Source organism: Pseudomonas sp. LSJ-87 (genome assembly GCF_032971465.1).
GTDB lineage: Bacteria > Pseudomonadota > Gammaproteobacteria > Pseudomonadales > Pseudomonadaceae > Aquipseudomonas > Aquipseudomonas putida_Z.
On the sequence record NZ_JAWJYQ010000001.1, the window covers coordinates 562,884 to 589,436 of the forward strand.

The following is a 26,553-nucleotide window of genomic DNA, read 5'->3' on the forward strand; positions in this document are numbered from 1 at the left end:
GACCAGCAAGTCAGTTATGACTTGGCATAATTTGTGCCGACAAAATGCGCGCAGAGTATAGGGGTGGATTAACCCCTATTCAACTATTCGGTAGTGATTTCCGACTGCGCGCTACAACGGGAATTGTTTCAGCGGATGTGAGCAAGCACGCCTTGCAACTCGTCAAGCGAGTTGTAGCGAATAACCAATTGGCCTTTGCCCTTGTTGCCATGGCGGATCTGCACGGCCGAGCCCAGGCGCTCTGCGAGCCGCTGTTCAAGGCGTGCGATATCCGGATCAGGTTTGCTCGGTTCGACCGGATCAGGTTTGTCGCTGAGCCACTGACGAACCAGTGCCTCGGTTTGGCGCACGGTGAGGCCACGTGCGACAACATGACGCGCCCCCTCTTCCTGGCGGTGTTCTTCCAGGCCGAGCAATGCACGGGCGTGGCCCATCTCCAGGTCGCCGTGGGCGAGCATGGTCTTGATCGCGTCAGGCAGGGTGATCAGGCGCAGCAGGTTGGCCACGGTCACCCGCGACTTGCCCACGGCATCGGCCACCTGTTGCTGGGTGAGCTCGAACTCCTGCTGCAGGCGCTGCAGGGCCAGGGCCTCTTCCAGCGGGTTGAGGTCTTCGCGCTGGATGTTCTCGATCAGCGCCATGGCGATGGCGGCTTCGTCGGGCACTTCGCGGACCATCGCCGGGATCTTGTCCAGGCCAGCCTGCTGGGTGGCGCGCCAGCGGCGCTCACCGGCGATGATCTCGAAGCGGTTGCCATCGATCGGGCGCACCACGATCGGTTGCATCACGCCATGGTTGCGAATCGAGTGCGCGAGCTCTTCAAGCGCCTCCGGGTCCATGTCCCGGCGCGGCTGGTACTTGCCACGCTGGATCAGCTCGACCGGCAGGTGTTGCAGTTCTTTCTGGTCGATCTTCACAGCCTGCTCTTCGAGCGCGCTGACGGAAGGACCACTGAGCAGTGCATCCAACCCACGTCCGAGACCCCGTTTCTTGACGGCCATACGGATTCCTTAAGTTGTTTGTGCAGTGCGTGATTGACGGCGTTGACGGCGTACCAGTTCCCCGGCCAGCGCCAGATAAGCCAGCGCGCCTCGCGATTGCTTGTCGTAGGCCAGGGCCGGCATGCCGAAGCTCGGGGCCTCGGCCAGGCGAATGTTGCGCGGAATGACCGTGTCGTACAGCTGCGGGCCAAAGTGCTCCTTCAGCTGCGCCGAGACATCGTTGTTCAGGCTCAGGCGCGGATCGTACATGGTCCGCAGCAGGCCCTCGATCTTCAGCTCCGGGTTCAGCCGGGCGGCGATGCGCTTGATGTTATCCACAAGGTCGCTGAGACCTTCCAGTGCGTAGTACTCGCACTGCATCGGGATGATCACGCCATCGGAGGCGACCAGGGCGTTGAGCGTGAGCATCGACAGCGACGGAGGGCAGTCGATGAGGATGTAGTCGTAGTTCTCGCGAATCGGCGCCAGGGCGTTGCGCAGGCGGCTCTCCTTGACCTGCATTTCCAGCAGCACCACTTCGGCGGCGGTCAGGTCACGGTTGGCCGGCAGCAACTGGAAACCACCATGCTCGGAGTAATGCATGGCCTGGGCCAGGTCGCATTCCCCGATCAACAGGTCGTAGACCGAGTGCTCGAGCTCGTGCTTGTCCACACCGCTGCCCATGGTGGCGTTGCCCTGCGGATCGAGGTCGATCAGCAGCACACGACGCTTGGTCGCGGCCAGCGAGGCGGCGAGATTGATACAGGTGGTTGTCTTGCCCACACCACCTTTCTGGTTCGCGATTGCGAATACCTTAGCCATTGTTGCGTGTGTTCCCAGTCATGCCTTGCGGCGCAGTATCAGCAGATGGCGCTGGCCCTGGCAACCTGGAACGGTCAGGGCCTGCTCGCTTTCCACTGTGAAGTCTGCGGGCAATGCTACCAGTTCATCGGCAGGATGCAGCCCCTTCATTGCAAGCCATTGCGTCCCGGTGTCGCCCAGGTGGCGGGTCCAGTTGGTGAAGTTCTCCATGCTGCTGAAGGCGCGGGAGATGATTCCGCTGAACGGTTGTGTCGGCTGGAAGGCTTCGACCCGACTGTGGATAACCGTGAGGTTGTCCAACTTGAGCTCCATTTTCACCTGGGTCAGGAAGCGGGTCTTCTTGCCATTGGCGTCCAGCACTGTCACGCGCTTGTGCGGATGCAGGATAGCCAATGGGATACCGGGCATGCCACCGCCACTGCCGACATCCAGCCAGTTGTCACGCTCGCTGTGGATAAACGGCATGACACTGAGGCTGTCGAGCAGGTGACGCGACACCATCTCGTCGGGGTCGCGCACGGCGGTGAGGTTGTAGGCTTTGTTCCATTTGATCAACAGGGCCAGGTAGCCGAGCAGCTTTTCGTGATGCTCGGCGCTCAGCTCGACACCGAGCTGGCGCGCACCTGTGGACAACTCTTCAGCGTGTTGCGGGGTGACCAGGGAACTCAAGCGCTTTGCTCCAATTCGCGGCTAGCGCCGCGTTTTTTCAAGTGAATCAGCAACAGGGAAATCGCCGCCGGGGTCACGCCCGGGATACGCGAAGCCTGACCCAGGGTTTCCGGTCGGGTCTGGCCCAGCTTGCCCTGGATTTCCTTGGACAGGCCGGAAATCGTCGAGTAATCGATATCCACAGGCAGGCGGGTGTCTTCGCTGGCGCGCAGACGTGCGATTTCATCCTGCTGGCGGTCGATGTAGCCGGCGTACTTGGTGCGGATTTCGACCTGCTCGGCGACCTGTGGATCGATCGCTTCGCCGCCGGTTGCCTCGATCAGCCCGGCGTAGTCGATTTCCGGGCGCGCCAGCAGGTTGAGCAGGCTGTACTCGTGGCTGAGCGGGGTACCGAACTTATCCACAATGGCCTGGCCTTGCTCGGTGTTCGGGCGTACCCAGGTCGACTTCAGGCGCTGCTCCTCGCGTTCGATGCCGTCGCGCTTGGCGCAGAAGGCGGCCCAGCGCAGGTCGTCGATCAGGCCGAGTTCGCGGCCCTTTTCGGTCAGGCGCAGGTCGGCGTTGTCTTCGCGCAGGATCAGGCGGTACTCGGCACGCGAAGTGAACATGCGGTACGGCTCCTGGGTACCCAGGGTAATCAGGTCGTCGACCAGTACGCCGATGTATGCCTCGTCGCGGCGCGGGCACCAGCTGTCGCGGCCCTGCGCCCGCAGGGCCGCGTTGGTCCCGGCCAGCAAACCCTGGGCGCCGGCTTCTTCGTAACCGGTAGTGCCGTTGATCTGGCCGGCGAAAAACAGGCCGCCGATGACTTTGGTCTCGAGGCTGTACTTGAGGTCGCGCGGGTCGAAGTAGTCGTATTCGATGGCATAGCCCGGGCGAACGATGTGGGCGTTCTCCATGCCGCGGATCGACCGCACCAGCTCCAGCTGCACGTCGAACGGCAGCGAAGTGGAAATACCGTTGGGGTACAGCTCATGGGTGGTCAGGCCTTCCGGCTCGATGAACACCTGGTGGCTTTCCTTGTCGGCGAAGCGGTGGATCTTGTCTTCGATCGACGGGCAGTAGCGCGGGCCGACACCTTCGATGACACCCGAGTACATCGGCGAACGGTCGAGGTTCGAGGCGATGATCTCGTGGGTGCGCGCATTGGTGTGGGTAATCCAGCAGCTCACCTGGCGCGGGTGCATCTGGGCATTGCCCATGAACGACATCACCGGAATCGGCGTATCGCCTGGCTGCTCGGTCATCACCGAGAAGTCCACCGAGCGGCCGTCGATGCGTGGCGGGGTACCGGTTTTCAGGCGGCCGACGCGCAGCGGCAGTTCACGCATGCGGTGGGCCAGGGCGATCGAAGGTGGATCGCCGGCGCGACCACCGGAATGGTTTTGCAAACCAATGTGGATAAGCCCGCCGAGGAAGGTACCGGTCGTCAGTACCACCGATTCGGCGAAGAAACGCAGGCCCATCTGGGTCACCACGCCTTTGACCTGATCCTGCTCGACGATCAGGTCGTCGCAGGACTGCTGGAATATCCACAGGTTCGGCTGGTTTTCCAGGATTTCACGCACCACTGCCTTGTAGATGGCGCGGTCGGCCTGTGCACGGGTGGCGCGTACGGCCGGGCCCTTGCGGTTGTTCAGAACGCGGAACTGGATGCCGCTCTTGTCGGTGGCCAGCGCCATGGCGCCGCCGAGGGCATCGATCTCTTTGACCAGATGGCTTTTGCCAATACCGCCAATGGCGGGGTTGCAGCTCATGTGACCGAGGGTTTCCACGTTATGGGTCAGCAGCAGGGTTTTTACACCCATGCGTGCAGACGCAAGCGCAGCCTCGGTACCGGCATGGCCGCCGCCGATGACGATCACTTCAAAACGGGAAGGGAAATCCACCACGCACCTCGTGCCTGTTTTTGCGAATAGAGAAGGTAAGCGGACAAGTATAGGGACTTCACCCCCTTTAAAGAAACCGTCTGAGCAAATTTTGACCAGTCTGTGGATGAGTGGCAGCCAACAGAAATCAAAGAGGAAGAATTTAAAAAAGCTTTGTTTTTATGTTTATTCTTATGCACAAGCTTTGCTGTGGATAAGGTTATGCAGGCCTTTATTCATACCGTGTAGAGAAAAATTAAACCCTGTGGCTGGAGTACCATGAGGGCTATGGATAACACGATTTAGCCTGTGGATTAAATGGCTGTTTACCCACAAGCGGGTTTGTCCTCAGAAAAAAAGCCTGCTTATCAACGGAGCTGAAGGCGAGTTTTCCACAGGGCTCCTGAGAGCAGATTGGGGTAGGTGAATGAAAAAATGTGAACCTGCACCGGCCTCTTCGCGGGTGAACCCGCTCCCACAGGGTTCTGCACAGCCTTCAGGTGCGGCGCGATTTCCGTAGAAGCTGCGAAATTTGAGGCAAAAAAAAGCCGCTCCCGAAGGAGCGGCTCTTGGTTTTGCCTGGCTGTGAGTTACTTGCCGATGCAGAAGCTGGAGAAAATCCGCCCCAGCAGGTCATCAGAGCTGAATGCCCCGGTAATCTCCCCCAGGGCCTGCTGCGCCTGCCGCAGGTCTTCCGCCAACAGCTCACCCGCGCCAGCCAGGGTCAGTTGTGCACGGCCATGTTCCAGGTGCTCACTGGCCTGGCGCAGGGCATCCAGATGGCGCCGGCGAGCGCTGAAACCACTCTCGGCCGTCTGTTCATAACCCATGCAGGCCTTCAGGTGGTCACGCAGCAACTGCAGCCCTGCATCGTCCCCTTTGGCACTGAGGGTGATCGTTACATGGCCGTCATCGCACTGTTCCAGCGCTACCCGCTCACCACTAAGATCGGCCTTGTTTCGAATCAGCGTCACCTTGGCCGGGTCTGGCCGCTGGTCGAGAAATTCTGGCCACAGGGCGAACGGGTCGCTGGCCTCGGGCGCGGTGGAATCCACCACCAACAACACACGGTCTGCCTCGCCAATGGCCTTCAGCGCACGTTCCACGCCGATCTTTTCCACATGGTCATCGGTGTCGCGCAGGCCCGCAGTATCGACCACGTGCAGCGGCATGCCGTCGATGTGGATATGTTCGCGCAGGATGTCCCGCGTGGTGCCGGCAATATCGGTGACGATGGCCGCTTCCCGCCCGGCCAGCTGGTTCAGCAGGCTCGACTTGCCGGCATTCGGCCGACCGGCGATGACCACGGTCATGCCGTCACGCAGCAAGGCGCCCTGCCCGGCTTCCTGCTGCACTGTGGACAACTCGCCGCGAACGTTATCGAGCATCGAAAGTACATGGCCATCAGCGAGGAAGTCGATTTCTTCCTCGGGGAAGTCGATCGCCGCCTCGACGTAGATGCGCAGGGCTATCAGTGCTTCGGTCAGGCTGTGCACGCGCTTGGAGAACTCGCCCTGCAGCGAACGCAGTGCGTTGCGCGCAGCCTGGCTGGAACTGGCTTCGATCAGGTCGGCAATGGCTTCGGCCTGGGCCAGGTCGAGCTTGTCATTGAGGAATGCACGTTCGCTGAACTCACCTGGGCGAGCCAGCCGGCAACCAACCTGTACACAGCGCTGCAGCAGCATATCCAGCACCACCGGGCCACCATGGCCCTGCAGTTCCAGCACGTCCTCGCCGGTGAACGAATTCGGCCCAGGGAAGAACAGCGCGATCCCTTCGTCAAGCACCAGGCCTTCCTCGTCGCGGAACGGGCCGTAATGGGCGTGGCGCGGGGTAAGCGTACGGCCGGTGATCAACTGGCCGGCCTTGGCAGCCAGAGGGCCGGACAACCTGACAATACCCACACCGCCGCGGCCTTGGGCGGTGGCGATGGCGGCGATGGTTTCACGCACAGTGTTCATGCTCGAAAGCCTCTACGACAAAAACGACAGATAGCAAAAACGCCCCACTAGGGGGCGTTTTTTATTCACAGGCTAGCGCAGTAGCCTGTCAAGCAGCAGCTTTTTTGCTGGCTGCTTCGATGCTGCGGGTGATGTACCACTGCTGTGCGATCGACAGGCAGTTGTTCACAACCCAGTACAGCACCAGACCAGCCGGGAACCACAGGAAGAAGAAGGTGAAGATGATCGGCATCATTTTCATCACCTTGGCCTGCATCGGATCCGGCGGCGTCGGGTTCAGGCGCTGCTGGATGAACATGGTGGCGCCCATGATGATCGGCAGGATGAAGAACGGATCCTTGATCGACAGGTCGGTAATCCACAGCATCCATGGAGCCTGGCGCATTTCCACGCTTTCCAGCAGTACCCAGTACAGGGCCAGGAACACTGGCATCTGCACCAGGATCGGCAGGCAGCCGCCCAGCGGGTTGATCTTCTCTTTCTTGTACAGCTCCATCATCGCCTGGGACATCTTCTGGCGATCGTCACCGAAGCGCTCCTTCAGTGCAGCGAGCTTCGGCGCAACGGCACGCATGCGCGCCATCGAACGGTAGCTGGCAGCCGACAGCGGGAAGAACAGGCCTTTGATCAGCATGGTCAGCACGATGATCGACCAGCCCCAGTTACCCAGCAGGCTGTGGATATGTTGCAGCAGCCAGAAGATCGGCTGGGCGATGAACCACAGGAAGCCGTAGTCGACAGTCAGTTCCAGGCCTGGGGACAACTCTTTCAGCTTGGACTGGATTTTCGGGCCGGCGTACAGCATGGCGCTGGTTTCGACCTTGCCGCCAGCAGGCACGCTGATGGCCGGGCCGGTATAGCCGATGATGTAGTTGCCCTGGCTGTCCTTGCGGGTCTGAACAACGTTGTTGTCCGACTTGGCCGGAATCCAGGCGGTCACGAAGTAGTGCTGCAGCCAGGCAACCCAGCCGCCGGACACATTTTCTTTCAAACTACCTTTGTCGATGTCCTTCATCGAGACCTTTTTGTAAGGCTCGGAAGCAGTCCACAGGGCAGCGCCCAGGTAGGTGGCGGTGCCGGTGGCAGTGCTCGACGACGGATCGGAGCTGGCGTCACGCTTGAGCTGGGCAAACATGTTGCCGCTCCAGGCCTGACCGCTCTGGTTGTCGATCAGGTAGCTGACGGTCAGGTCGTACTCGCCGCGCTTGAAGCTGAAGCGCTTGATGTAGTTGACACCGTTGTCGCTGAACTTCAGGTCGACTACCAGTTGTTCCTGGCCATCGGCCAGCTGGTAACCCTTCTTGTCGGTAGCGTACAGAGGGCGACCGGCAGGACGGGCATCCGGACCGTTGACGCCGGTCAGGCCGCTTTGTGCCAGGTAGACACGCTCGCCACCGTTGTCGAACAGCTGGAACGGAATGTCCGGGTGGTCCTGGCGACGTGGGTACTGCGGCAGGTTCAGCTGGACGATGTCACCACCGACCGGATCGATAGCCAGCTCCAGGACATCGGTCTTGACCCGGATCAGGTCCTTGCTGACCGCAACCGGCGCCAGTTCGGCTGCGCTGGTTTCGGCGTTGGCGCTTGGCACATCGGCGCTGGCGCCGGCATTACCGGCCGGTACGCCATCCGGCAAGCCCGGGGCAACGGTGCTGGCAGCAGTATTCTGAGTCGGCAGGGCAGCCTGGCCGTAGTCCTGGTTCCACTTGAGGACCATGACGTAGGACACGATTGCCAGGGCGACGATCAGGATCGTGCGTTTAATATCCATGATTACTCGGCTATCGAAGAAGTTCGGGAGGAAGGAGCGGGAGGAACGGGATCGAAACCGCCGTCGTTCCACGGATGACAACGCCCCAGGCGACGAACGGCTAGCCACCCACCACGCCAGAGGCCGTGGTTTTCGATGGCTTCATAAGCGTAACAGGAGCAACTGGGGAAGAAACGACAGTGGCTGGCCATCAGAGGACTAATGGCGTAACGGTAAAACTGGATCGGAACGAGCGCCAGTTTACGCATCTTGTCTGTCTACCCCTGCGGAATTGGCGGTCACTGCTGGAGCGGGCCGGCTGCGCGCCAGGCGTTTCCAGAGTTTGCCAAAGTGTTGGTGCAATTCCGGGTTTTCTATCTCACCCAATCCCTTGCGCGCGACGATCACAATGTCCAACCCGGCAAGCAATTGCTGGTTCAGGCGAAAGGAATCGCGCATCAAGCGCTTGAGGCGGTTGCGTTGAACGGCGAGCTTGACGCTCTTCTTGCCGATCACCAGGCCAAGGCGTGGGTGATCGAGGCCGTTCTCGCGAGCAAGGATCAGCAGGTTTTTCCCTGGAACCTTGCCGGTTGGGGAGTCGAAGACCGCTTTGAAATGTCGGGGTGTAAGCAGTCGCTTTTCCCGACTGAAGTCCTGACTCACCACCTGTGCCGAAAAATCAAATGGCCAGACGCTTACGGCCTTTGGCACGACGACGCGACAGAACAGCGCGGCCGTTCTTGGTAGCCATACGGGCACGGAAGCCGTGGGTGCGCGCGCGCTTGATGGTGCTTGGTTGGAAAGTACGTTTCATGGCGTGTTACCTGGTTTGTCGACGACGGGCCGGGATGGCCCCCTTTTTAAGAGACCGGCGATTCTAGAGAAAGCAAGCCCGTAGGTCAATTTCCAACCAGTCTTTCCATATAGAGCACGTGATGGACGGTGCGTGCTTGTCCATTCCCCAAGGGTGCTTGATCGGACACACGAATTGGGGACAACATGAAAAAAAAGAAGAGACATATAAAAAGCTTTTCTGAAGAATCTATAAATCTTAAGTGGATAACCTTCTGTGGATAACCTCCTTGAGGCCAGAAAATCCGGGCTGTACAGAGTTTTACAACTGTGTTCTCAACCGGTGCTGCGCTTGTTTTCTTCGTGGTCAAAAGCTGTGGATTAAATAGCTGTTTATCCACAGCAGAGTTATCAACAGGCTTGACCTCAGGGTTGTGCATAGCGCTCATGGCTGCTTATCCACAGGGCTTATTCACAGTGCGAAGAAGCCGTTTTGGTCGATAAATGGCTGTTTTGTCATGGTTCCTAACGTGTCCACATGTGGATAACTGAACGCTCGACCGGTACAATGGCGGTTTGTTTTTGCCTCATCCGGCTTTCAAACTCAGGGGATATCCGTGTCAGTGGAACTTTGGCAGCAGTGCGTGGAGCTTCTGCGCGATGAACTGCCTGCCCAGCAATTCAACACCTGGATCCGTCCGCTACAGGTCGAAGCCGAAGGCGACGAGTTGCGCGTCTATGCGCCTAACCGTTTCGTTCTCGATTGGGTCAATGAAAAGTACCTGGGTCGTTTGCTCGAGCTGTTGGGCGAAAACGGCAGCGGCATTGCGCCTGCCCTTTCCTTGTTGATCGGCAGCCGTCGCAGCTCCGCGCCACGTGCCGCACCCAACGCGCCAGTGAGTGCTGCGGTGGCCGCCTCGCTGGCCCAGACCCAGGTCCAGAGCCAGACACAGAAGGCAGTGCCGGCAGCGGTCGAACCCGTCGCCGTGGCGGCTGCCGAGCCTGTGCTGGTCGATGAACTGGCCGAGCCATCCTCGCGTGACAGCTTCGATGCCATGGCCGAGCCGGCTTCTGCGTCGGCCGGCAGTGCCCGGACTGAACAGCGCACCGTGCAGGTTGAAGGAGCGCTCAAACACACCAGTTACCTGAACCGCACCTTCACGTTCGACACCTTCGTCGAAGGTAAGTCGAACCAACTGGCGCGCGCGGCTGCCTGGCAGGTGGCAGACAACCCCAAGCATGGTTACAACCCGCTCTTCCTTTATGGTGGTGTGGGCCTGGGTAAAACCCACCTCATGCATGCTGTGGGTAACCACCTGCTGAAGAAGAACCCGAACGCCAAGGTCGTGTACCTGCATTCGGAGCGCTTCGTCGCGGACATGGTCAAGGCGCTGCAGCTCAACGCCATCAACGAATTCAAGCGTTTCTACCGCTCGGTGGATGCGTTGCTTATCGACGATATCCAGTTCTTTGCCCGTAAAGAGCGCTCGCAGGAAGAGTTTTTCCACACCTTCAACGCCCTGCTCGAGGGTGGTCAGCAGGTAATCCTTACCTCTGACCGCTACCCCAAGGAAATCGAAGGCCTGGAAGAGCGCCTGAAGTCGCGCTTTGGTTGGGGCCTGACGGTTGCCGTCGAGCCACCAGAGCTGGAAACCCGCGTGGCGATCCTGATGAAGAAGGCCGACCAGGCCAAGGTCGAACTACCGCATGACGCGGCCTTCTTCATTGCCCAGCGCATCCGTTCCAACGTCCGCGAACTGGAAGGCGCATTGAAGCGGGTTATCGCTCACTCGCACTTCATGGGCCGCGACATCACCATCGAATTGATTCGTGAGTCGCTCAAGGACCTGCTGGCGCTCCAGGACAAACTGGTCAGTGTGGATAACATTCAGCGCACCGTCGCCGAGTACTACAAGATCAAGATCTCCGATCTGTTGTCCAAGCGTCGTTCGCGTTCCGTGGCGCGTCCACGCCAGGTGGCCATGGCCCTGTCCAAGGAACTGACCAACCACAGTCTGCCGGAAATCGGCGACATGTTCGGTGGTCGCGACCATACGACCGTGCTGCATGCCTGCCGCAAGATCAACGAACTGAAGGAATCCGACGCGGACATCCGCGAGGACTACAAGAACCTGCTGCGGACGCTGACGACCTGATGGCCGTCTGCGCAGCTAATTGAAGGCAAGGGACTAGACCATGCATTTCACCATTCAACGCGAAGCCCTGTTGAAACCCCTGCAACTGGTCGCCGGTGTCGTCGAGCGCCGCCAGACCTTGCCGGTCCTGTCCAACGTATTGCTGGTCGTGCAAGGCCAGCAACTGTCGTTGACTGGTACCGACCTGGAAGTCGAACTGGTAGGCCGCGTGCAACTGGAAGAGCCGGCCGAGCCTGGCGAAATCACTGTCCCGGCACGCAAGCTGATGGACATTTGCAAAAGCCTGCCAAACGACGCCCTGATCGATATCAAGGTCGACGAGCAGAAACTGTTGGTCAAGGCCGGCCGCAGCCGCTTTACCCTGTCGACCCTGCCAGCCAATGACTTCCCGACCGTGGAAGAAGGCCCGGGCTCGCTGACCTGCAACCTGGAACAGAGCAAGCTGCGCCGACTGATCGAGCGCACCAGTTTCGCCATGGCCCAGCAGGATGTGCGCTACTACCTCAACGGTATGCTGCTGGAGGTTTCCCGCAACACCCTGCGAGCTGTGTCCACAGACGGTCACCGCCTGGCGCTGTGCTCCATGAGCGCACCGATCGAGCAGGATGATCGCCACCAAGTCATCGTGCCACGCAAAGGTATCCTCGAACTGGCACGCCTGCTGACCGATCCGGAAGGCATGGTCAGCATCGTCCTGGGCCAGCACCACATTCGCGCCACCACCGGTGAATTCACCTTCACTTCCAAGCTGGTGGACGGCAAGTTCCCGGACTACGAGCGCGTACTGCCCAAGGGCGGTGACAAGCTGGTGGTCGGCGACCGTCAGGCGCTGCGTGAAGCCTTTAGCCGTACTGCGATTCTTTCCAACGAAAAGTACCGCGGTATCCGCCTGCAACTGGCTGCTGGCCAACTGAAGATCCAGGCCAACAACCCCGAGCAGGAAGAAGCTGAAGAAGAAATCAGCGTGGACTACGAAGGTAGCTCGCTGGAAATCGGCTTCAACGTCAGCTACCTGCTGGACGTGCTGGGCGTAATGACTACCGAGCAAGTTCGTCTGATCCTGTCCGATTCCAACAGCAGTGCCCTGCTGCAGGAAGCTGGCAATGACGATTCTTCCTACGTTGTCATGCCGATGCGTCTGTAACGTAGCAGGCGAAATGTCTCTTCGACGTATCATGGTCACCGCGGTGCGCAACTTGCACCCGGTGACACTCTCACCGTCCCCCCGCATCAACATCCTTTACGGCGCCAACGGCAGCGGCAAAACGAGCGTGCTTGAGGCCGTGCATCTGCTCGGGCTGGCGCGCTCGTTCCGCAGCACCCGCCTGAACCCGGTTATCCAGTACGAACAACCGGCCTGTACCGTGTTCGGCGAAGTGCAATTGGCCGAGGGTGGCAGCAGTAACCTGGGTGTATCCCGGGAGCGGCAGGGGGAGTTCACTATTCGCATCGATGGGCAGAATGCGCGGAGTGCGGCGCAACTGGCTGAATTGCTACCGCTTCAGCTCATCAATCCGGACAGTTTCCGCTTATTGGAAGGCGCTCCGAAAATACGCCGCCAGTTCCTGGATTGGGGGGTGTTCCACGTGGAACCTCGTTTTCTGCCAGCCTGGCAACGGCTGCAGAAGGCACTGCGGCAGCGGAACTCATGGTTGCGGCATGGTACACTTGACCCAGCTTCGCAAGCCGCCTGGGACCGGGAATTGTGCCTGGCCAGTGCGGAAATAGATGAATACCGTCGCAACTACATCAAGGCCTTGAAGCCCGTCTTCGAGCGAACCCTGAGCGAACTGGTCGAGCTGGACGGGTTGACCCTTAGCTACTACCGAGGCTGGGACAAGGACCGGGAACTGCAAGAAGTACTCGCTTCCTCTCTCCTTCGCGATCAGCAGATGGGCCACACCCAGGCCGGTCCGCAGCGTGCTGATCTGCGTCTTCGTCTGGCTGCCAACAATGCAGCCGACATCCTGTCGCGTGGTCAGCAAAAGCTGGTGGTGTGCGCATTGCGCATTGCCCAAGGCCACCTCGTTAGTCAGGCTCGCCGCGGTCACTGTATTTATCTCGTGGATGACTTGCCGTCCGAACTGGACGACCAGCATCGCCGCGCGCTGTGTCGCTTGCTTGAAGAATTACGCTGCCAGGTGTTCATCACCTGTGTAGATCACGAATTACTGAGGGAAGGCTGGCAGACGGAAACGCCAGTTGCTTTGTTCCACGTGGAACAAGGCCGTATCACCCAGACCCACGACCATCGGGAGTGAATGCATGAGCGAAAATCAAACGTACGACTCCTCCAGCATCAAAGTGCTGAAAGGTTTGGATGCCGTGCGCAAGCGCCCCGGCATGTACATTGGCGACACCGATGATGGTAGCGGCCTGCACCACATGGTCTTCGAGGTGGTCGACAACTCGATCGACGAAGCCCTCGCCGGTCACTGCGATGACATCACCGTCATCATCCACCCGGACGAATCCATCAGTGTGCGCGACAACGGTCGCGGCATTCCGGTCGACGTGCATAAAGAAGAAGGCGTTTCCGCAGCCGAGGTCATCATGACCGTGCTGCACGCTGGCGGTAAGTTCGACGACAACTCCTACAAGGTATCCGGCGGTCTGCACGGCGTAGGTGTTTCTGTAGTGAACGCCCTGTCCGAGAAACTGGTACTGACCGTTCGCCGTAGCGGCAAAATCTGGGAACAGACTTACGTTCACGGTGTGCCACAGGCGCCGATGGCGGTTGTCGGTGACAGCGAAACCACCGGTACCCACATCCACTTCAAGCCTTCGGCTGAAACCTTCAAGAACATTCACTTCAGCTGGGACATCCTGGCCAAGCGTATCCGCGAACTTTCCTTCCTCAACTCGGGCGTTGGCATCCTGCTGAAGGATGAACGTAGCGGGAAGGAAGAGTTCTTCAAGTACGAAGGCGGCCTGCGTGCGTTCGTCGAATACCTGAACACCAACAAGACCCCGGTCAACTCCCAGGTATTCCACTTCAACGTCCAGCGTGACGATGGCGTGGGTGTTGAAGTCGCCCTGCAGTGGAACGACAGCTTCAACGAAAACCTGTTGTGCTTCACCAACAACATTCCGCAGCGTGATGGCGGTACTCACCTGGTGGGCTTCCGTTCCTCGCTGACCCGTAGCCTGAACAGCTATATCGAACAGGAAGGCCTGGCCAAGAAGAACAAGGTGGCGACCACTGGCGACGACGCCCGTGAAGGCCTGACCGCGATCATCTCGGTGAAGGTGCCGGACCCTAAGTTCAGCTCGCAGACCAAGGACAAGCTGGTCTCCTCGGAGGTGAAAACCGCCGTGGAACAGGAGATGAACAAGTACTTCGCCGACTTCCTGCTGGAAAACCCGAACGAGGCCAAGGCCGTCGTTGGCAAGATGATCGATGCTGCCCGTGCCCGTGAAGCGGCACGTAAAGCCCGTGAAATGACTCGCCGTAAAGGCGCGCTGGATATTGCCGGCCTGCCAGGCAAACTGGCGGACTGCCAGGAAAAGGACCCTGCTCTTTCCGAACTGTACCTGGTGGAGGGTGACTCCGCGGGTGGCTCGGCGAAGCAAGGCCGCAACCGTCGTACCCAGGCAATCCTGCCGTTGAAGGGTAAAATCCTCAACGTCGAGAAAGCGCGCTTCGACAAGATGATCTCGTCCCAGGAAGTGGGCACGCTGATCACTGCACTGGGCTGCGGTATCGGCCGCGAAGAGTACAACATCGACAAGCTGCGTTATCACAACATCATCATCATGACCGATGCTGACGTTGACGGTTCGCACATCCGTACCCTGCTGCTGACCTTCTTCTTCCGTCAGCTGCCGGAGCTGGTCGAGCGCGGCTACATCTACATTGCCCAGCCACCGCTGTACAAGGTGAAGAAAGGCAAGCAGGAGCAGTACATCAAGGACGACGAGGCCATGGAAGAGTACATGACCCAGTCGGCCCTGGAAGATGCCAGCCTGCACTTGGACGAGTCGGCACCAGCGGTTTCCGGTGTACAGCTGGAAGCATTGGTGAATGAATTCCGTAGTGTCATGAAGACACTCAAGCGTCTGTCGCGCTTGTACCCGGAAGAGCTGACCGAGCACTTCATCTACCTGCCGGAGGTGAGCCTGGAACAGCTGGGTGACCACGCTGTGATGCAAGCCTGGCTGGCCCAGTTCCAGGAACGTCTGAACAACAGCCAGAAGTCCGGCCTGGTTTACAAAGCCAGCCTGCGCGAAGACAAAGAGCGCAACGTATGGTTGCCAGAAGTGGAAGTTACCTCCCACGGCCTGGCCAGCTACGTCACCTTCAACCGGGACTTCTTCGGCAGCAATGACTACCGTACCGTAGTCAACATTGGTGCCAAGCTGTCCAGCTTGTTGGGCGAAGGTGCTTACGTACAGCGCGGTGAGCGCCGCAAGGCAATTGTCGAGTTCAAGGAAGGCCTGGATTGGCTGATGAACGAAACCACCAAGCGCCACACCATCCAGCGATACAAAGGGCTGGGCGAGATGAACCCTGAGCAGCTGTGGGAAACCACCATGGACCCAACCGTCCGCCGTATGCTCAAGGTCACCATCGAGGATGCGATCGCAGCCGACCAGATCTTCAACACCCTGATGGGTGATGCGGTCGAGCCACGTCGTGACTTCATCGAAAGCAACGCGCTGTCGGTATCGAACCTGGACTTCTGATCCGGTGTAGATCGTCAGGCACTAAAAAGCCCGCGGAAGCGGGCTTTTTAGTGCCTGCAGAAATCAGTAACCGCTGAGGACGTTGACGATCACACCGCTGGCAATAGCCACCAGCACATAGTCCCCGTTCACATACAACCAACGGTGATCACGCGGTGGCGCATACAGGTGGCGTGCTTTCCAGTCGGTCACCCAGTACCGGTCGCCACGGTAGTGCGGGTCAACCACATGGCCACGTTGCCACTGTTGATGCGGAACCGGCATGCCCTGTTGTGGGCGGAAGTTCGGGTCGCGGTAGGCAGGACCGCGACCATTATCATGTCGGCCTTGGTACTGTGGCTGCCCATGCGGTGGGTTGCCCTGGTGCGATGGGCCGCCATCATGCCGGTCAGGTGGGCCTGGCTGCGCGAAACTGGCCAAGGGGGCGCTTAGCATGAGCGCGGCGCAGATCACGGTCAGGGTTTTCTTCATTTTGCGGTCCTCTGCATGTTGACGCCTGGCGGGGGCTGACTGGCTGCCAGGTTCGGTTAACTGATCAGACCACAATCATTCCCGCTTAATGTCAGGACAGAGGTAAAGGTCCGGTAAAGGTCTGAGGAGGCGCGGTGGATGGCCACCGGCTTCGCCGGTGTTCGCGGGTGAACCCGCTCCCACAGGATATGTGTTGCCCTCGGGGATACGCGGGCCCTTGCAGACCGCGTTAACCGAACGCGTCAATTCAGGCCAAGCTCCTTCAACCGGCGATACAGCGTGCGCTCGCTCAGGCCAAGGTGACGGGCCAGTTCACTGCGCGAGCCCTTGAACTGTTCCAGTGCCTGCGCCAGCTCACCCAGGTGATTGCGCCGGCCACCTGTCTTGATCGCCCCCGCCGGGCCGATATCCTCCGGCAAATGCTCGGGCCGGATCAGCCCGTCATCGGCAAACAAGCGCGCCCTTTCCAGAATGTTGCGCAGTTCGCGAATGTTGCCCGGGAATGGATGCAGCCCAAGCTGCTGCAAAGCTTCGTCGCTCAGCCTGGGCGTCGGCTTGCCAGCCATGCGCTGCAGCAGGCTCTGGGCGAGCAAGGGCAGGTCTTCTACCCGTTCGCGCAACGCCGGCAGACGGATCGGGAAGCCGCTGATGCGGTAGTACAGGTCTTCGCGGAAGCTGCCGTCCGCGACCATTTGCCTGAGCGGTTTATGGGTTGCCGACACCAGGCGAAAATCCGAATGCACTGTGCGCAGGCTACCCACCGGGCGGAAGCTGCCGGACTCGATCAGGCGCAGCAGCTTCACCTGCATCGCCAGCGGTACCTCACCAATTTCATCGAGGAACAGGGTGCCGCCGTGCGCCGCTTCAGCCAGGCCGATCTTGCGCTGGTTGGCGCCAGTGAACGCGCCCTTCTCGTAGCCGAACAACTCGCTCTCGAACAACGACTCGGTCAGGCCGGTACAGTCGACCACCACCAACGGGCCGTTGGCCCTGGGGCTGCCCATGTGCACCGCACGGGCGAACAGTTCCTTGCCGGTACCCGACTCACCCTGCAGCAACACCGGGATCTGCGCCGGCGCCGCACGTTGCAGGCTGGCCAGGGCCGCCTTGAACGCTGGCGCCCGGCCGACCAGGCCTTGTTCCTGAGGCTGCGCCGACGCGAGGGTGATGCTGGTCAGGCGTTCGACAAAGGCCACCACCCTGCCCTGTTCATCCAGGATCGGCCGCAGCTCGACATCCACATGCTCCGGGCCGCGTGGTGTGTGATGAATGTGCAACACCCGCTCCGGAACCTTGCTGTGCCACGCCTTGCGCATCGGGCAATGCTCGCCGGCCTGGTCGCAAGGCACGGCGTAGTGGTGCGAGACCTTGTGGCATTTCTCACCCAGCGGCGCCTGCTCATGGCGACCGAACTGGCGGCGATAGGCAGCGTTGGCCGCCAGGATGTTGTAGTCGGTATCCAGCACGATGGTTGGCAGGGCATCGTGCTCAAGATAGGAAACCAAAGCTAGGATGAGGGGATGGGCTTCAGGCATGACGGCACCGATTGGATGACCGGCGCAGGGTAACAAGGACTGCCAAACACTGCCATTGGCTGACAGTCGACTGCCATCTGCGCTGCCACTGTCGTCGGCGATTGTCAGCAACGGGCCGGTTTCATTGGCCCAAGCGCAGGAAAATGCCTGGCATGCATCTTGATAAACCTCCTGGCACTGCCTACGCCTGTACAAGGCTGGGCGGATAAATTGGAGAACGCGATGATCATCGGCAACAACCTGCACGTGGACGCCTTTTACGACAAGGCGACCTCGACCATCAGCTACCTGGTCATGGACGGCGAAACGCGCAAGTGTGCGTTGATCGACAGTGTCCTGGACTATGACCCCAAGTCGGGGCGTATCTGCACTGCTTCTGCGGACCAGTTGATTGACCGGGTGAAGGAGCTGCGAGCTGAGGTGCAGTGGGTGCTGGAAACCCATGTGCATGCCGACCACCTTTCGGCAGCGGCCTATTTGAAGGAAAAGCTCGGCGGCCATACCGCCATCGGCGCGCACATCACCCAGGTACAGAAAGTGTTCGGTGCTCTGTTCAACGCCGAGCCTGGCTTCGCCCGCGATGGCAGCCAGTTCGATGTGCTGTTCGAGGACGAGGAAGGTTTCCGCATTGGCAACCTGCATGCCCGCGCGTTGCACACCCCGGGGCACACGCCTGCGTGCATGAGCTTCATGATCGAGGACGCCGGCGAGACAGCGGTGTTCGTCGGCGACACCCTGTTCATGCCCGACTACGGTACCGCCCGTTGCGACTTCCCTGGGGCCGATGCCCGCACCCTGTACCGCTCGATCCGTCGCCTGCTGGCCTTCCCCGACCAGACCCGGCTGTTCATGTGCCACGACTACATGCCAGGTGGCCGTGACATGCAGTACGTCACCACCGTGGCCGAGCAGCGCGCCAACAATATTCATATCCACCAGGGCATCGATGAGGACAGCTTCGTCGCCATGCGTGAAGCCCGCGACAAGACCCTCGACATGCCCGTGCTGATCCTGCCTTCGGTGCAGGTGAACATGCGCAGCGGCCAGTTCCCCGCGCCGGAAGATAACGGTGTGAGCTACCTGAAGATTCCGCTGAACAAGCTGTGACCGCCCTGCCCCATAACCAGATTTACAGGATTTACCGCCATGCCTGCCTTGTTGTCCCCTGCCAATACCGACCACCACAAAGTGGTCATCGTCGGTGCCGGCGCCGCCGGAATCGCCACCGCTTCCAGCCTGATCAGCCGTGACCCGTCGCTGGATGTGACCTTGATCGACCCCGCCGAAGTGCATTACTACCAGCCCGGCTGGACCATGGTCGGTGCCGGTGTGTTCAAGGCGCCAAGCACTGCCCGCACCATGGCCTCGACCATTCCGCGTGGTGTGCGCTGGATAAAGGCACGTGTGCAGGGGTTCGACCCGCTGGGCCAACTGGTCCTCCTCGAAGGCGGCCGCGCCATCAGTTATGAACAGTTGGTGGTCTGCCCCGGCCTCAAGCTGGATTGGGCGGCCATTGATGGCCTCAGCGAGACCTTGGGCCGCAACGGCGTCACCTCCAACTACCGCTACGACCTGGCGCCCTACACCTGGGAACTGGTACAGAAGCTCAAGCAAGGCCGAGCCCTGTTTTGCCAGCCGCCCATGCCGATCAAGTGCGCAGGCGCGCCGCAGAAGGCGCTGTACCTGTCTTGCGACCACTGGCTGCGGCATGGTCACCTGGGGGCTGTGAAAGCCAGCTTCTTCAATGCCGGCGCAGTGTTGTTCGGAGTGGCGGACTATGTGCCTGCACTTATGAAGTACATCGACAAGTACGCCGTGGACCTCAATTTTTCCCACCGCCTGGTCGCCGTGGACGGCCCGAACAAGCGCGCCACCTTCGTGCGCACCTTGGCCGATGGCAGCAGCGAAACCCGTATCGAGGCCTTCGACATGCTGCACGTGGTACCGCCGCAGGTGGCACCGGACTTCATTCGTGAAAGCCCGTTGGCCGACAGCGCCGGCTGGGTCGATGTCGACCCGCACACCCTGCGCCATCGCCACTTCACCAATGTCCATGCCCTTGGGGACGTGACCAACACCAGCAATGCCAAGACCGCCGCCGCTGCACGCAAGCAGGCTCCGGTCGTGGCCAACAACGTGCTGGTGGCCCTGGGCAGGTTGCCTACCCTGGCCCAGTACGATGGTTATGGCTCGTGCCCGCTCACCGTCGAGCGCGGCAAGATCGTCCTTGCCGAGTTCACCTATGGCGGCAAGCTGGCTCCAAGCTTCCCCAACTGGTTGCAGGATGGCCGCAAGCCGACACGTCTGGCCTGGTTGCTCAAGGCGCAGGTGCTGCCACCCTTGTACTGGAAAGGCATGCTCAAGGGCCGCGAGTGGCTGGCACGGCCACAGCCGTTGGTAGCCGAGGGTCGGCAGTGATCGAACATCAAATACTGGGAGCGGGCCTGGGCGCGATCATCGGTGCCGTGCTGGCGTTGACCGGTGCCGGCGGTGGCATTCTCGCAGTGCCTTTGCTGGTGTTCGGCCTGGGGCTGTCGATGGTCGAGGCGGCACCGGTCGGCCTGCTGGCCGTAGGCATGGCGGCAGCGGTGGGTGCTGTGCTGGGCTTGCGGCAGGGCCTGGTGCGCTATCGGGCGGCGCTGTTCATCGCATTGATCGGTGTGGCAGCGGCGCCGTTCGGGCTGATGCTGGCGCACCGCCTGCCGAACACGCCGCTGCAGTTGGTTTTCGCCGGGGTGTTGGTGTATGCCTGCCTGCGCATCTGGCGCAAGGCGGCCAAGGAGCTGCGCGGCGAAGCCAATGATGCCCATCGCTACATCGAACCCTGCGTGCTGAACCCGCTGCAGGGCCGTTTGCGCTGGACCCTGCCCTGCGCGCGCGCCTTGGCCTTCACCGGCGCATTGTCCGGGCTGCTATCCGGCCTGCTCGGCGTGGGCGGTGGCTTTGTCATCATCCCGGCCCTTAACCGCTACACCAACCTGCGCATGGCCAGCATCGTCTCCACTTCGCTGGCGGTGATCGCGCTGGTGTCCACCGGAAGTGTGGTCAGCGCCAGCCTCGCAGGGGTCATGCACTGGCAGGTTGGCGCCCCGTTCGCCGTTGGCGCGGTGCTCGGCCTGCTGCTGGCGCGGCCATTGGCGGCCAGGCTGGCCGGGCCGCGCTTGCAGCAGATGTTTGCCGTGGCCGGTTGGGCTGCGGCCCTGCTGCTGGCCGGCAAGGCGCTACTGGGCTAGCAGCTCGCTCTGTTCTGCCGCGCACAGCGCCAGCAGGTAGTCCCACACTACCCGCAGGCGCACCGACTTGTGCAGTTCGCGGCGGGTGCAGATCCAGTAGCTGCGCTGGATGGTTTCGCCAGGCAGCACGCGCACCAGCGTCGGGTCGTGGCGGGCCATGTAGTTGGGCAGTACGGCGATGCCCAGCCCGGCGCGGGCGGCGGTTTGCTGGGCGATCACGCTGGTGCTGCGAAACACCACGTTGGGGGCTCGGCAGAAGCTGTTGAGAAACAGCAGTTCCTGGCTGAACAGCAAGTCGTCGACGTAGCCGATCCAGCTATGCCGGGCCAGGTCCTCGCGGTTGCGCAGCGGGGGCGCGCGATCCAGGTAGTCCTGGCTGGCGTACAGGGCCAGGCGATAGTCGGTGAGCTTGCGGGTGATCAGCAGGTCGGCGTTGGGCCGTTCCAGGTGGATGCTGATCTCCGCCTCGCGGTTGAGGATGCTGACGAAGCGCGGTACCGCCACCAACTCCACTTCCAGGCCGGGGTAGCGGTCGAACAGCGCATTCATGCGCGGGGTGAAGAACATGATGCCGATGCCTTCGGTCACCCCCAGGCGAATCTTGCCCAGCGGCGTGATGGCCTGGGTGATTTCTTCCTGCGCCAGCAGGGCGACGTTTTCCATGGCTTCGGCGTGCTTGAGCAGGGCCTGGCCCGAGGGGGTCAGTTCATAGCCCTGGGCATGCTGAACGAACAGCGCAGTACCCAGGCTTTGCTCGATGCTCTCGATGTGCCGGGCCACGGTGCTGTGGGTGGTGTTGAGGCGCTTGGCGGCGGTAAGCAGGCGGCCGCTGCGCTGCAACTCGAGGAAAAACCGCAGATCGTTCCAGTCGAACATGCTGATCCTTTTTGGCAGTTCGTTCCGGTCTCTTCGCGGGCACGCCCGCTCCCACAGGGATCGCGTTACCTTGAGGGAGCGGGCGTGCCCGCGAAGAGGCCAGTACAGACTTACCACTGTGCTAAAACGCACAGCGGCTGCGCGAAATCTCGTGTTTCCTCCACGAAATTACTCACTAAGATGGATCGGGACAAGAATAATAATCAGGCCCGAGGTTGCACATGCCATCAGCCGATTCTGTCTTCGACTACGTGGTCGTAGGGGCCGGTCCCGCCGGTTGCCTGTTGGCCAATCGTTTGTCCGCCGACCCTTCCTGCCGAGTGCTGCTGCTGGAAGCGGGTGGGCGCGACAACTATCCCTGGATCCATATCCCCGTCGGTTATCTCTATTGCATCGGCAACCCGCGCACCGATTGGTGCTTCAAGACCGAGGCGCAGCCCGGCCTGGGCGGTCGTGCGCTGGGTTATCCACGCGGCAAGGTGCTGGGTGGCTGCTCCTCGATCAATGGCATGATCTACATGCGCGGCCAGGCCGCCGACTACGACCGTTGGGCCGAGCAAGGCAACGACGGCTGGGCCTGGAAGGACGTACTGCCGCTGTTCAAGGCCAGCGAAAGCCATTTTGCCGGCGCCAGCGAGCACCACGGTGGTGATGGCGAATGGCGGGTCGAGCGCCAGCGCTATAGCTGGCCGATCCTCGATGCCTTCCGTGATGCCGCCGAGCAAAGCGGCATCGGCAAGGTCGATGACTTCAATACCGGCGACAACCAGGGCTGTGGATATTTCCAGGTCAACCAGCGCAGCGGTGTGCGCTGGAACGCTTCCAAGGCTTTCCTGCGACCGATCAAGGACCGCCCCAACCTCACCGTGCTGACCGGCGTTCAGGTTGACCAGGTGCTGCTCAACAACACCCGTGCACGGGCGGTGAAGGCGTTCTGGCAGGATGCCTGGCACGAGTTTGCGGCACGTCGCGAGATCATCCTCTGTGCGGGCGCTGTAGGCTCTCCCGGTATCCTGCAGCGCTCCGGCATCGGCCCGCGGCAGTTACTGGAAAGCCTGGGCATTGGCGTGCGTCACGACATGCCCGGTGTTGGCGGCAACCTGCAGGATCACCTGCAACTGCGCCTGATCTACCAGATCCGCAATACCCGTACATTGAACCAGATGGCCAACAGCCTGTGGGGCAAGATGGGCATGGGCCTGCGCTACCTCTATGACCGCAGTGGCCCGCTGGCCATGGCGCCGAGCCAACTGGGCGCGTTCGTGCGTTCGAGCCCGGAGCAGGCCACCGCCAACCTGCAGTACCACGTGCAGCCGTTGTCACTTGAGCGCTTCGGCGAGCCACTGCACAGGTTCCCGGCCTTTACCGCCTCGGTGTGCAACCTGCGCCCGGCCAGCCGCGGGCGTATCGATATCCGCAGCAGCGACATGAACAGCACACCGCTGATCGACCCCAACTACCTCAGCGACCCCCAGGACCTGCGCGTCGCCGCCGACTCCATTCGCCTTACCCGGCGGATCGTCCAGGCCCCAGCCCTTGCTGCGTTCGACCCAAAGGAATACCTGCCGGGCTTAGCCCTGCAAACCGAAGAAGAGCTGTTCGAAGCCGCCGGCAAGATCGGCACCACCATCTTCCACCCGGTAGGCACCTGCCGCATGGGCAATGGCGAACTGGACGTTGTGGATAACCAGTTGCGCGTACACGGCATCCCTGGCCTGCGCGTGGCGGACGCCTCGATCATGCCGCAGATCACCTCCGGCAATACTTGTTCACCCACCCTGATGATCGCCGAGAAGGCGGCGCAACTGATCCTCAAAGGAGCTGCCACCCAGACCTATCTGAACGAAGACGCGATACCGACGCCCTGACCCCGGGTGCGTGCAGTACCGGCAGCTGGCGGTCAGAAGCTGCCGACAGTGGAACAACAAGAATAATCACTGTGGCCTGCGGGCCGAGGACAGCAACGATGTCGGATTACATCCAAGAGCAGGGTGCGGCGGCCAGCAGCTCCAGCCGTCGTGAAGAACGCAAGATCATTTTCGCGTCATCCCTCGGGACTGTTTTCGAGTGGTATGACTTTTTTCTCTATGGTGCGCTGGCAGCGGTCATCAGCAAGCAGTTCTTCGCTGGCGTGAACGACACCACCGCCTTCATCTTCGCCCTCATGGCCTTTGCCGCCGGCTTCCTGGTGCGGCCATTCGGTGCGCTTGTGTTCGGCCGGCTGGGCGACATGATCGGGCGCAAGTACACCTTCCTGGTCACCATCGTGCTGATGGGCCTGTCCACCTTCGCGGTGGGGTTGTTGCCCACCTACGCCAGCATCGGCATCGCGGCACCGATCATCCTGGTAGTCCTGCGCATGCTGCAGGGACTGGCGCTGGGTGGTGAATACGGCGGCGCGGCCACCTATGTGGCCGAGCATGCACCGCCCGGCAAGCGCGGTTTCCACACGGGTTTCATCCAGTCCACCGCCACCCTTGGCCTGTTGTTGTCGCTGGTGGTGGTGCTGGGCAGCCGCTATATCAGTGGCGACCAGTTCGAAACCTGGGGTTGGCGCCTGCCGTTCCTGCTGTCGATCGTGCTGCTGGCGATTTCCACCTGGATACGTATGAGCATGCACGAGTCGCCGGCCTTCGTGAAAATGAAGGCTCAGGGCAAGGTCAGCAAGTCGCCGATCCGTGAGTCGTTCACCTCCTGGCCGAACCTGAAAGTGGTGCTCACCGCCCTGTTCAGCATCAACGCCGGGCAGGCCGTGACCTTCTACACGGCGCAGTTCTACGTGCTGTTCTTCATGACCCAGATGCTGAAGATGGACCCGGCCCAGGCCAACACCCTGCTGATCATCAGCGTGGTCATTGGTGCGCCATTCTTCGTGTTCTTCGGCTGGTTGTCCGACCGTATTGGCCGCAAGCCGATCCTGATGCTCGGCCTGCTCCTGGCCACGGTGCTGTACTTCCCGCTGTTCAAGGCGCTGAGCCACTACGCCAACCCACAGATCGACGCGGCCAGCCGCCAGGCGCCGATCGTTGTCACTGCCGACCCGCAAGGCTGCACCTTCCAGTTCGACCCGGTGGGCAAGGCGCGTTTCGACAGCCCGTGCGACAAGGTCAAGACCTTCCTGGTCAAGCAGGGCCTGCCGTACAGCTCGGTGGATGTGGCCGGCAGCGATGTGGTGGTCAACATCGGTGACAAGACCATCAACGGCTTCGACGAAGCAGCCATGCGTGCGGCGGTGGAACAGGCCGGCTACCCGGCCAAGGCCGACCCTGGGCAGGTCAACCAGGTGATGGTGGTGGTGCTGATCGTGGCGATGATCCTGATCGCGACCATGACCTATGGCCCGCTGGCGGCGGTGATGGTCGAGCTGTTCCCGACCCGCATCCGCTACACCTCCATGTCGCTGCCCTACCATATCGGCAACGGCTGGTTCGGTGGCTTCCTGCCAACGGTGTCGTTCGCGCTGGTGGTGTATACCGGGGATATCTTCTACGGGCTGTGGTACCCGGTGCTGGTGACCGGGGTCAGCCTGGTGGTGGGGATCTTCTGCCTGAAGGAAACCAAGGACGTGGATATCGACAAGATCTGACAGCTCAAGGCCTGCACCAAATGCTCAGGCGCTGACGCGCTTGTTGTGGGAGCGGCCTTGTGTCGCGATTGGGCTGCGCAGCGGCCCCAGGATTTCAGCTGTGATGCATGAATTGCTGGGGCCGCCTTGCGGCCCTTTCGCGACGCAAGGCCGCTCCCACAGTCTTCTCCCACAGATGGTGCAATCCTGCTACCGAGCCCATAAAAAAACCGGCTGTAAAAGCCGGTTTTCTTATGCCCCAAAAAAACTTATGCACGATTTTCAGAAAAATGTCATACACAGAAATAAACAGCTAATTCAAACACTTAGCGATCACTTCAGGCTTTTAATCCAAAAACAGTTCACAAGTTATCCACAGATGGTCAGGCCATCTGTTCCTGGGGTTTTTCCTCTGCTGGCGGCAGCGAACCCATGGCCCGCTGGGTCGCTTCGTTCCACGCCGCGGCGCGGTCGTTGAGCTCGGCGATGGCCCGTGGCCCGGTGCCGTTGGCGTACATCGGTTCGCCAATCACCACCTCGATGGTGCCAGCGCGCTTGCCCCAACCGGTCTTCGGCCAGAACTTGCCGGCGTTATGGGCAATCGGCAGCACCGGCAGCCCGGCATTCACTGCCAGCGCGGTACCGCCACGGGAGAACTTGCCCATGGTGCCGAATGGCACGCGGGTGCCTTCCGGGAAGATCAGCACCCAGGTCTTCTGCTTGAGCAACTCGTCACCCTTGCTGGCTACCTGGCGCAGGGCTTCCTTGGGGTTATCGCGGTTGATCGCGATCGGCCGCAGCATGGCCATTGCCCAACCGAAGAACGGCACATACAGCAACTCGCGCTTGAGCACCTGGCTCAGCGGCGAGAAATACTGGGAAAGGAAGAAGGTTTCCCAGGTGCTCTGGTGGTTGGACAGGATCACGCAAGGCTCATCAGGCACGTTCTCGGCGCCAGTGATCTTGTAGTCGATACCCAGGATGGTGCGCACCAGGAACAACGCGCAACGGCACCAGTACACGTTGATGAACTTGTAGCGCTTGGGGAACGACAGGAACGGCGCGACGAAGAAGCTCAGCGAGCACCACAGCAGCGAACTGGTGCCCAGCAGCAGGTAAAAAAGAAAGATTCTGATCGCCTGCAGGATCGACATAGTGGCTTGTACCATTGCGGGGCATGCCCGCCTGA

General features: G+C 60.8%; 23 protein-coding genes. 9 read left to right on the forward strand and 14 right to left on the reverse strand.

Translation table 11 applies throughout. The features are described 5' to 3' along the window. Positions 1 to 128: 128 nt before the first annotated feature. From RYH74_RS02470 to RYH74_RS02515, 10 genes are all read right to left on the reverse strand, one after another. Positions 129 to 1,001 (reverse strand): ParB/RepB/Spo0J family partition protein, encoded by an 873-nt coding sequence (locus RYH74_RS02470; protein WP_075046821.1) that lies wholly within the window; start codon positions 999 to 1,001, stop codon positions 129 to 131. A 9-nt stretch (positions 1,002 to 1,010) separates the two neighbouring features. Beyond that, a complete protein-coding gene (locus RYH74_RS02475) occupies positions 1,011 to 1,802 on the reverse strand; it encodes a ParA family protein (protein ID WP_012274913.1) in 792 nt (263 codons plus the stop codon). An 18-nt stretch (positions 1,803 to 1,820) separates the two neighbouring features. Beyond that, on the reverse strand, positions 1,821 to 2,471 hold the full coding sequence (gene rsmG, locus RYH74_RS02480; RefSeq protein ID WP_013970242.1) for a 16S rRNA (guanine(527)-N(7))-methyltransferase RsmG: 651 nt from the start codon (positions 2,469 to 2,471) through the stop codon (positions 1,821 to 1,823). Then, entirely contained in the window at positions 2,468 to 4,360 is a 1,893-nt protein-coding gene (gene mnmG / locus RYH74_RS02485) for a tRNA uridine-5-carboxymethylaminomethyl(34) synthesis enzyme MnmG (protein WP_075047067.1), read from the reverse strand. Before mnmG ends, rsmG begins: the two co-directional genes overlap by 4 nt. A 569-nt stretch (positions 4,361 to 4,929) precedes the next feature. Then, positions 4,930 to 6,300 (reverse strand): tRNA uridine-5-carboxymethylaminomethyl(34) synthesis GTPase MnmE, encoded by a 1,371-nt coding sequence (mnmE, locus tag RYH74_RS02490; RefSeq protein WP_317408912.1) that lies wholly within the window; start codon positions 6,298 to 6,300, stop codon positions 4,930 to 4,932. An 88-nt stretch (positions 6,301 to 6,388) separates the two neighbouring features. Next, positions 6,389 to 8,071 carry a membrane protein insertase YidC gene (gene yidC, locus RYH74_RS02495; protein WP_025341164.1) on the reverse strand — a complete coding sequence of 561 codons (1,683 nt, stop codon included), beginning with the start codon at positions 8,069 to 8,071 and terminating at the stop codon, positions 6,389 to 6,391. A gap of 2 nt (positions 8,072 to 8,073) precedes the next feature. Continuing rightward, entirely contained in the window at positions 8,074 to 8,319 is a 246-nt protein-coding gene (yidD, locus tag RYH74_RS02500; protein ID WP_075046823.1) for a membrane protein insertion efficiency factor YidD, read from the reverse strand. Then, a complete protein-coding gene (rnpA, locus tag RYH74_RS02505; protein WP_075046824.1) occupies positions 8,312 to 8,716 on the reverse strand; it encodes a ribonuclease P protein component in 405 nt (134 codons plus the stop codon). Before rnpA ends, yidD begins: the two co-directional genes overlap by 8 nt. 13 nt (positions 8,717 to 8,729) lie before the next feature. Then, positions 8,730 to 8,864 (reverse strand): 50S ribosomal protein L34, encoded by a 135-nt coding sequence (rpmH, locus tag RYH74_RS02510; protein ID WP_003253163.1) that lies wholly within the window; start codon positions 8,862 to 8,864, stop codon positions 8,730 to 8,732. An 85-nt stretch (positions 8,865 to 8,949) separates the two neighbouring features. Further along, a complete protein-coding gene (locus RYH74_RS02515) occupies positions 8,950 to 9,291 on the reverse strand; it encodes a hypothetical protein (protein WP_317408914.1) in 342 nt (113 codons plus the stop codon). 168 nt (positions 9,292 to 9,459) lie between these two features. Between RYH74_RS02515 and dnaA the strand changes: the two genes are divergently transcribed. From dnaA to gyrB, 4 genes are read left to right on the forward strand one after another with little or no spacing between them, the layout of a single operon-like run. After that, on the forward strand, positions 9,460 to 10,998 hold the full coding sequence (gene dnaA, locus RYH74_RS02520; RefSeq protein ID WP_317408915.1) for a chromosomal replication initiator protein DnaA: 1,539 nt from the start codon (positions 9,460 to 9,462) through the stop codon (positions 10,996 to 10,998). Positions 10,999 to 11,038: 40 nt separating this feature from the next. Next, positions 11,039 to 12,142, forward strand: a complete 1,104-nt coding sequence (gene dnaN / locus RYH74_RS02525) for a DNA polymerase III subunit beta (RefSeq protein WP_003260019.1) — start codon at positions 11,039 to 11,041, stop codon at positions 12,140 to 12,142. A gap of 13 nt (positions 12,143 to 12,155) precedes the next feature. Beyond that, positions 12,156 to 13,259, forward strand: coding sequence for a DNA replication/repair protein RecF (gene recF, locus RYH74_RS02530; protein WP_003260018.1), 1,104 nt, complete (start codon positions 12,156 to 12,158; stop codon positions 13,257 to 13,259). A 4-nt stretch (positions 13,260 to 13,263) separates the two neighbouring features. Then, entirely contained in the window at positions 13,264 to 15,684 is a 2,421-nt protein-coding gene (gene gyrB, locus RYH74_RS02535; protein ID WP_013970249.1) for a DNA topoisomerase (ATP-hydrolyzing) subunit B, read from the forward strand. 63 nt (positions 15,685 to 15,747) lie between these two features. Here gyrB and RYH74_RS02540 read toward each other — a convergent pair whose 3' ends face one another. Next, positions 15,748 to 16,155, reverse strand: a complete 408-nt coding sequence (locus tag RYH74_RS02540; RefSeq protein ID WP_015268427.1) for an RcnB family protein — start codon at positions 16,153 to 16,155, stop codon at positions 15,748 to 15,750. A 242-nt stretch (positions 16,156 to 16,397) separates the two neighbouring features. Then, on the reverse strand, positions 16,398 to 17,690 hold the full coding sequence (locus tag RYH74_RS02545) for a sigma-54 interaction domain-containing protein (protein ID WP_317408917.1): 1,293 nt from the start codon (positions 17,688 to 17,690) through the stop codon (positions 16,398 to 16,400). A 222-nt stretch (positions 17,691 to 17,912) separates the two neighbouring features. Between RYH74_RS02545 and RYH74_RS02550 the strand changes: the two genes are divergently transcribed. The 3 genes from RYH74_RS02550 to RYH74_RS02560 are packed head-to-tail and all read left to right on the forward strand — an operon-like array spanning position 17,913 to position 20,923. Beyond that, complete coding sequence (locus RYH74_RS02550; RefSeq protein WP_317408918.1) at positions 17,913 to 18,797, forward strand: MBL fold metallo-hydrolase; 885 nt, start codon at positions 17,913 to 17,915, stop codon at positions 18,795 to 18,797. Positions 18,798 to 18,836: 39 nt separating this feature from the next. After that, on the forward strand, positions 18,837 to 20,108 hold the full coding sequence (locus RYH74_RS02555) for an FAD/NAD(P)-binding oxidoreductase (protein ID WP_317408919.1): 1,272 nt from the start codon (positions 18,837 to 18,839) through the stop codon (positions 20,106 to 20,108). Then, positions 20,105 to 20,923, forward strand: a complete 819-nt coding sequence (locus RYH74_RS02560) for a sulfite exporter TauE/SafE family protein (RefSeq protein ID WP_013970254.1) — start codon at positions 20,105 to 20,107, stop codon at positions 20,921 to 20,923. Before RYH74_RS02555 ends, RYH74_RS02560 begins: the two co-directional genes overlap by 4 nt. Here the strand turns inward: RYH74_RS02560 and RYH74_RS02565 are convergent. Further along, entirely contained in the window at positions 20,912 to 21,799 is an 888-nt protein-coding gene (locus RYH74_RS02565; protein ID WP_013970255.1) for a LysR family transcriptional regulator, read from the reverse strand. The genes RYH74_RS02560 and RYH74_RS02565 overlap by 12 nt on opposite strands. Positions 21,800 to 22,020: 221 nt before the next feature. Here RYH74_RS02565 and RYH74_RS02570 point away from each other — a divergent pair, with 221 nt between their 5' ends. After that, positions 22,021 to 23,667, forward strand: coding sequence for a GMC family oxidoreductase (locus tag RYH74_RS02570; protein ID WP_075046830.1), 1,647 nt, complete (start codon positions 22,021 to 22,023; stop codon positions 23,665 to 23,667). Between the two features lie 98 nt (positions 23,668 to 23,765). Further along, positions 23,766 to 25,385, forward strand: a complete 1,620-nt coding sequence (locus tag RYH74_RS02575; RefSeq protein WP_025337178.1) for an MFS transporter — start codon at positions 23,766 to 23,768, stop codon at positions 25,383 to 25,385. A gap of 362 nt (positions 25,386 to 25,747) precedes the next feature. On the opposite strand, the gene RYH74_RS02580 is transcribed toward RYH74_RS02575, so the two are convergent. Further along, complete coding sequence (locus tag RYH74_RS02580; RefSeq protein ID WP_025337179.1) at positions 25,748 to 26,533, reverse strand: lysophospholipid acyltransferase family protein; 786 nt, start codon at positions 26,531 to 26,533, stop codon at positions 25,748 to 25,750. Positions 26,534 to 26,553: the final 20 nt, after the last annotated feature.

Bases quoted from the DNA above. Each gene is read 5' to 3' on its own strand.
- RYH74_RS02475 (WP_012274913.1), bottom strand. From the start codon at position 1,802: ATGGCTAAGGTATTCGCAATCGCGAACCAGAAAGGTGGTGTGGGCAAG.
- rpmH (WP_003253163.1), bottom strand. From the start codon at position 8,864: ATGAAACGTACTTTCCAACCAAGCACCATCAAGCGCGCGCGCACCCAC.
- RYH74_RS02470 (WP_075046821.1), bottom strand. From the start codon at position 1,001: ATGGCCGTCAAGAAACGGGGTCTCGGACGTGGGTTGGATGCACTGCTC.
- RYH74_RS02575 (WP_025337178.1), top strand. From the start codon at position 23,766: ATGTCGGATTACATCCAAGAGCAGGGTGCGGCGGCCAGCAGCTCCAGC.
- RYH74_RS02565 (WP_013970255.1), bottom strand. From the start codon at position 21,799: ATGTTCGACTGGAACGATCTGCGGTTTTTCCTCGAGTTGCAGCGCAGC.
- RYH74_RS02515 (WP_317408914.1), bottom strand. From the start codon at position 9,291: ATGAGCGCTATGCACAACCCTGAGGTCAAGCCTGTTGATAACTCTGCT.
- RYH74_RS02555 (WP_317408919.1), top strand. From the start codon at position 18,837: ATGCCTGCCTTGTTGTCCCCTGCCAATACCGACCACCACAAAGTGGTC.
- yidC (WP_025341164.1), bottom strand. From the start codon at position 8,071: ATGGATATTAAACGCACGATCCTGATCGTCGCCCTGGCAATCGTGTCC.
- RYH74_RS02545 (WP_317408917.1), bottom strand. From the start codon at position 17,690: ATGCCTGAAGCCCATCCCCTCATCCTAGCTTTGGTTTCCTATCTTGAG.
- gyrB (WP_013970249.1), top strand. From the start codon at position 13,264: ATGAGCGAAAATCAAACGTACGACTCCTCCAGCATCAAAGTGCTGAAA.
- mnmE (WP_317408912.1), bottom strand. From the start codon at position 6,300: ATGAACACTGTGCGTGAAACCATCGCCGCCATCGCCACCGCCCAAGGC.
- yidD (WP_075046823.1), bottom strand. From the start codon at position 8,319: ATGCGTAAACTGGCGCTCGTTCCGATCCAGTTTTACCGTTACGCCATT.
- RYH74_RS02570 (WP_075046830.1), top strand. From the start codon at position 22,021: ATGCCATCAGCCGATTCTGTCTTCGACTACGTGGTCGTAGGGGCCGGT.
- RYH74_RS02580 (WP_025337179.1), bottom strand. From the start codon at position 26,533: ATGGTACAAGCCACTATGTCGATCCTGCAGGCGATCAGAATCTTTCTT.
- RYH74_RS02540 (WP_015268427.1), bottom strand. From the start codon at position 16,155: ATGAAGAAAACCCTGACCGTGATCTGCGCCGCGCTCATGCTAAGCGCC.
- recF (WP_003260018.1), top strand. From the start codon at position 12,156: ATGTCTCTTCGACGTATCATGGTCACCGCGGTGCGCAACTTGCACCCG.
- RYH74_RS02550 (WP_317408918.1), top strand. From the start codon at position 17,913: ATGATCATCGGCAACAACCTGCACGTGGACGCCTTTTACGACAAGGCG.
- dnaN (WP_003260019.1), top strand. From the start codon at position 11,039: ATGCATTTCACCATTCAACGCGAAGCCCTGTTGAAACCCCTGCAACTG.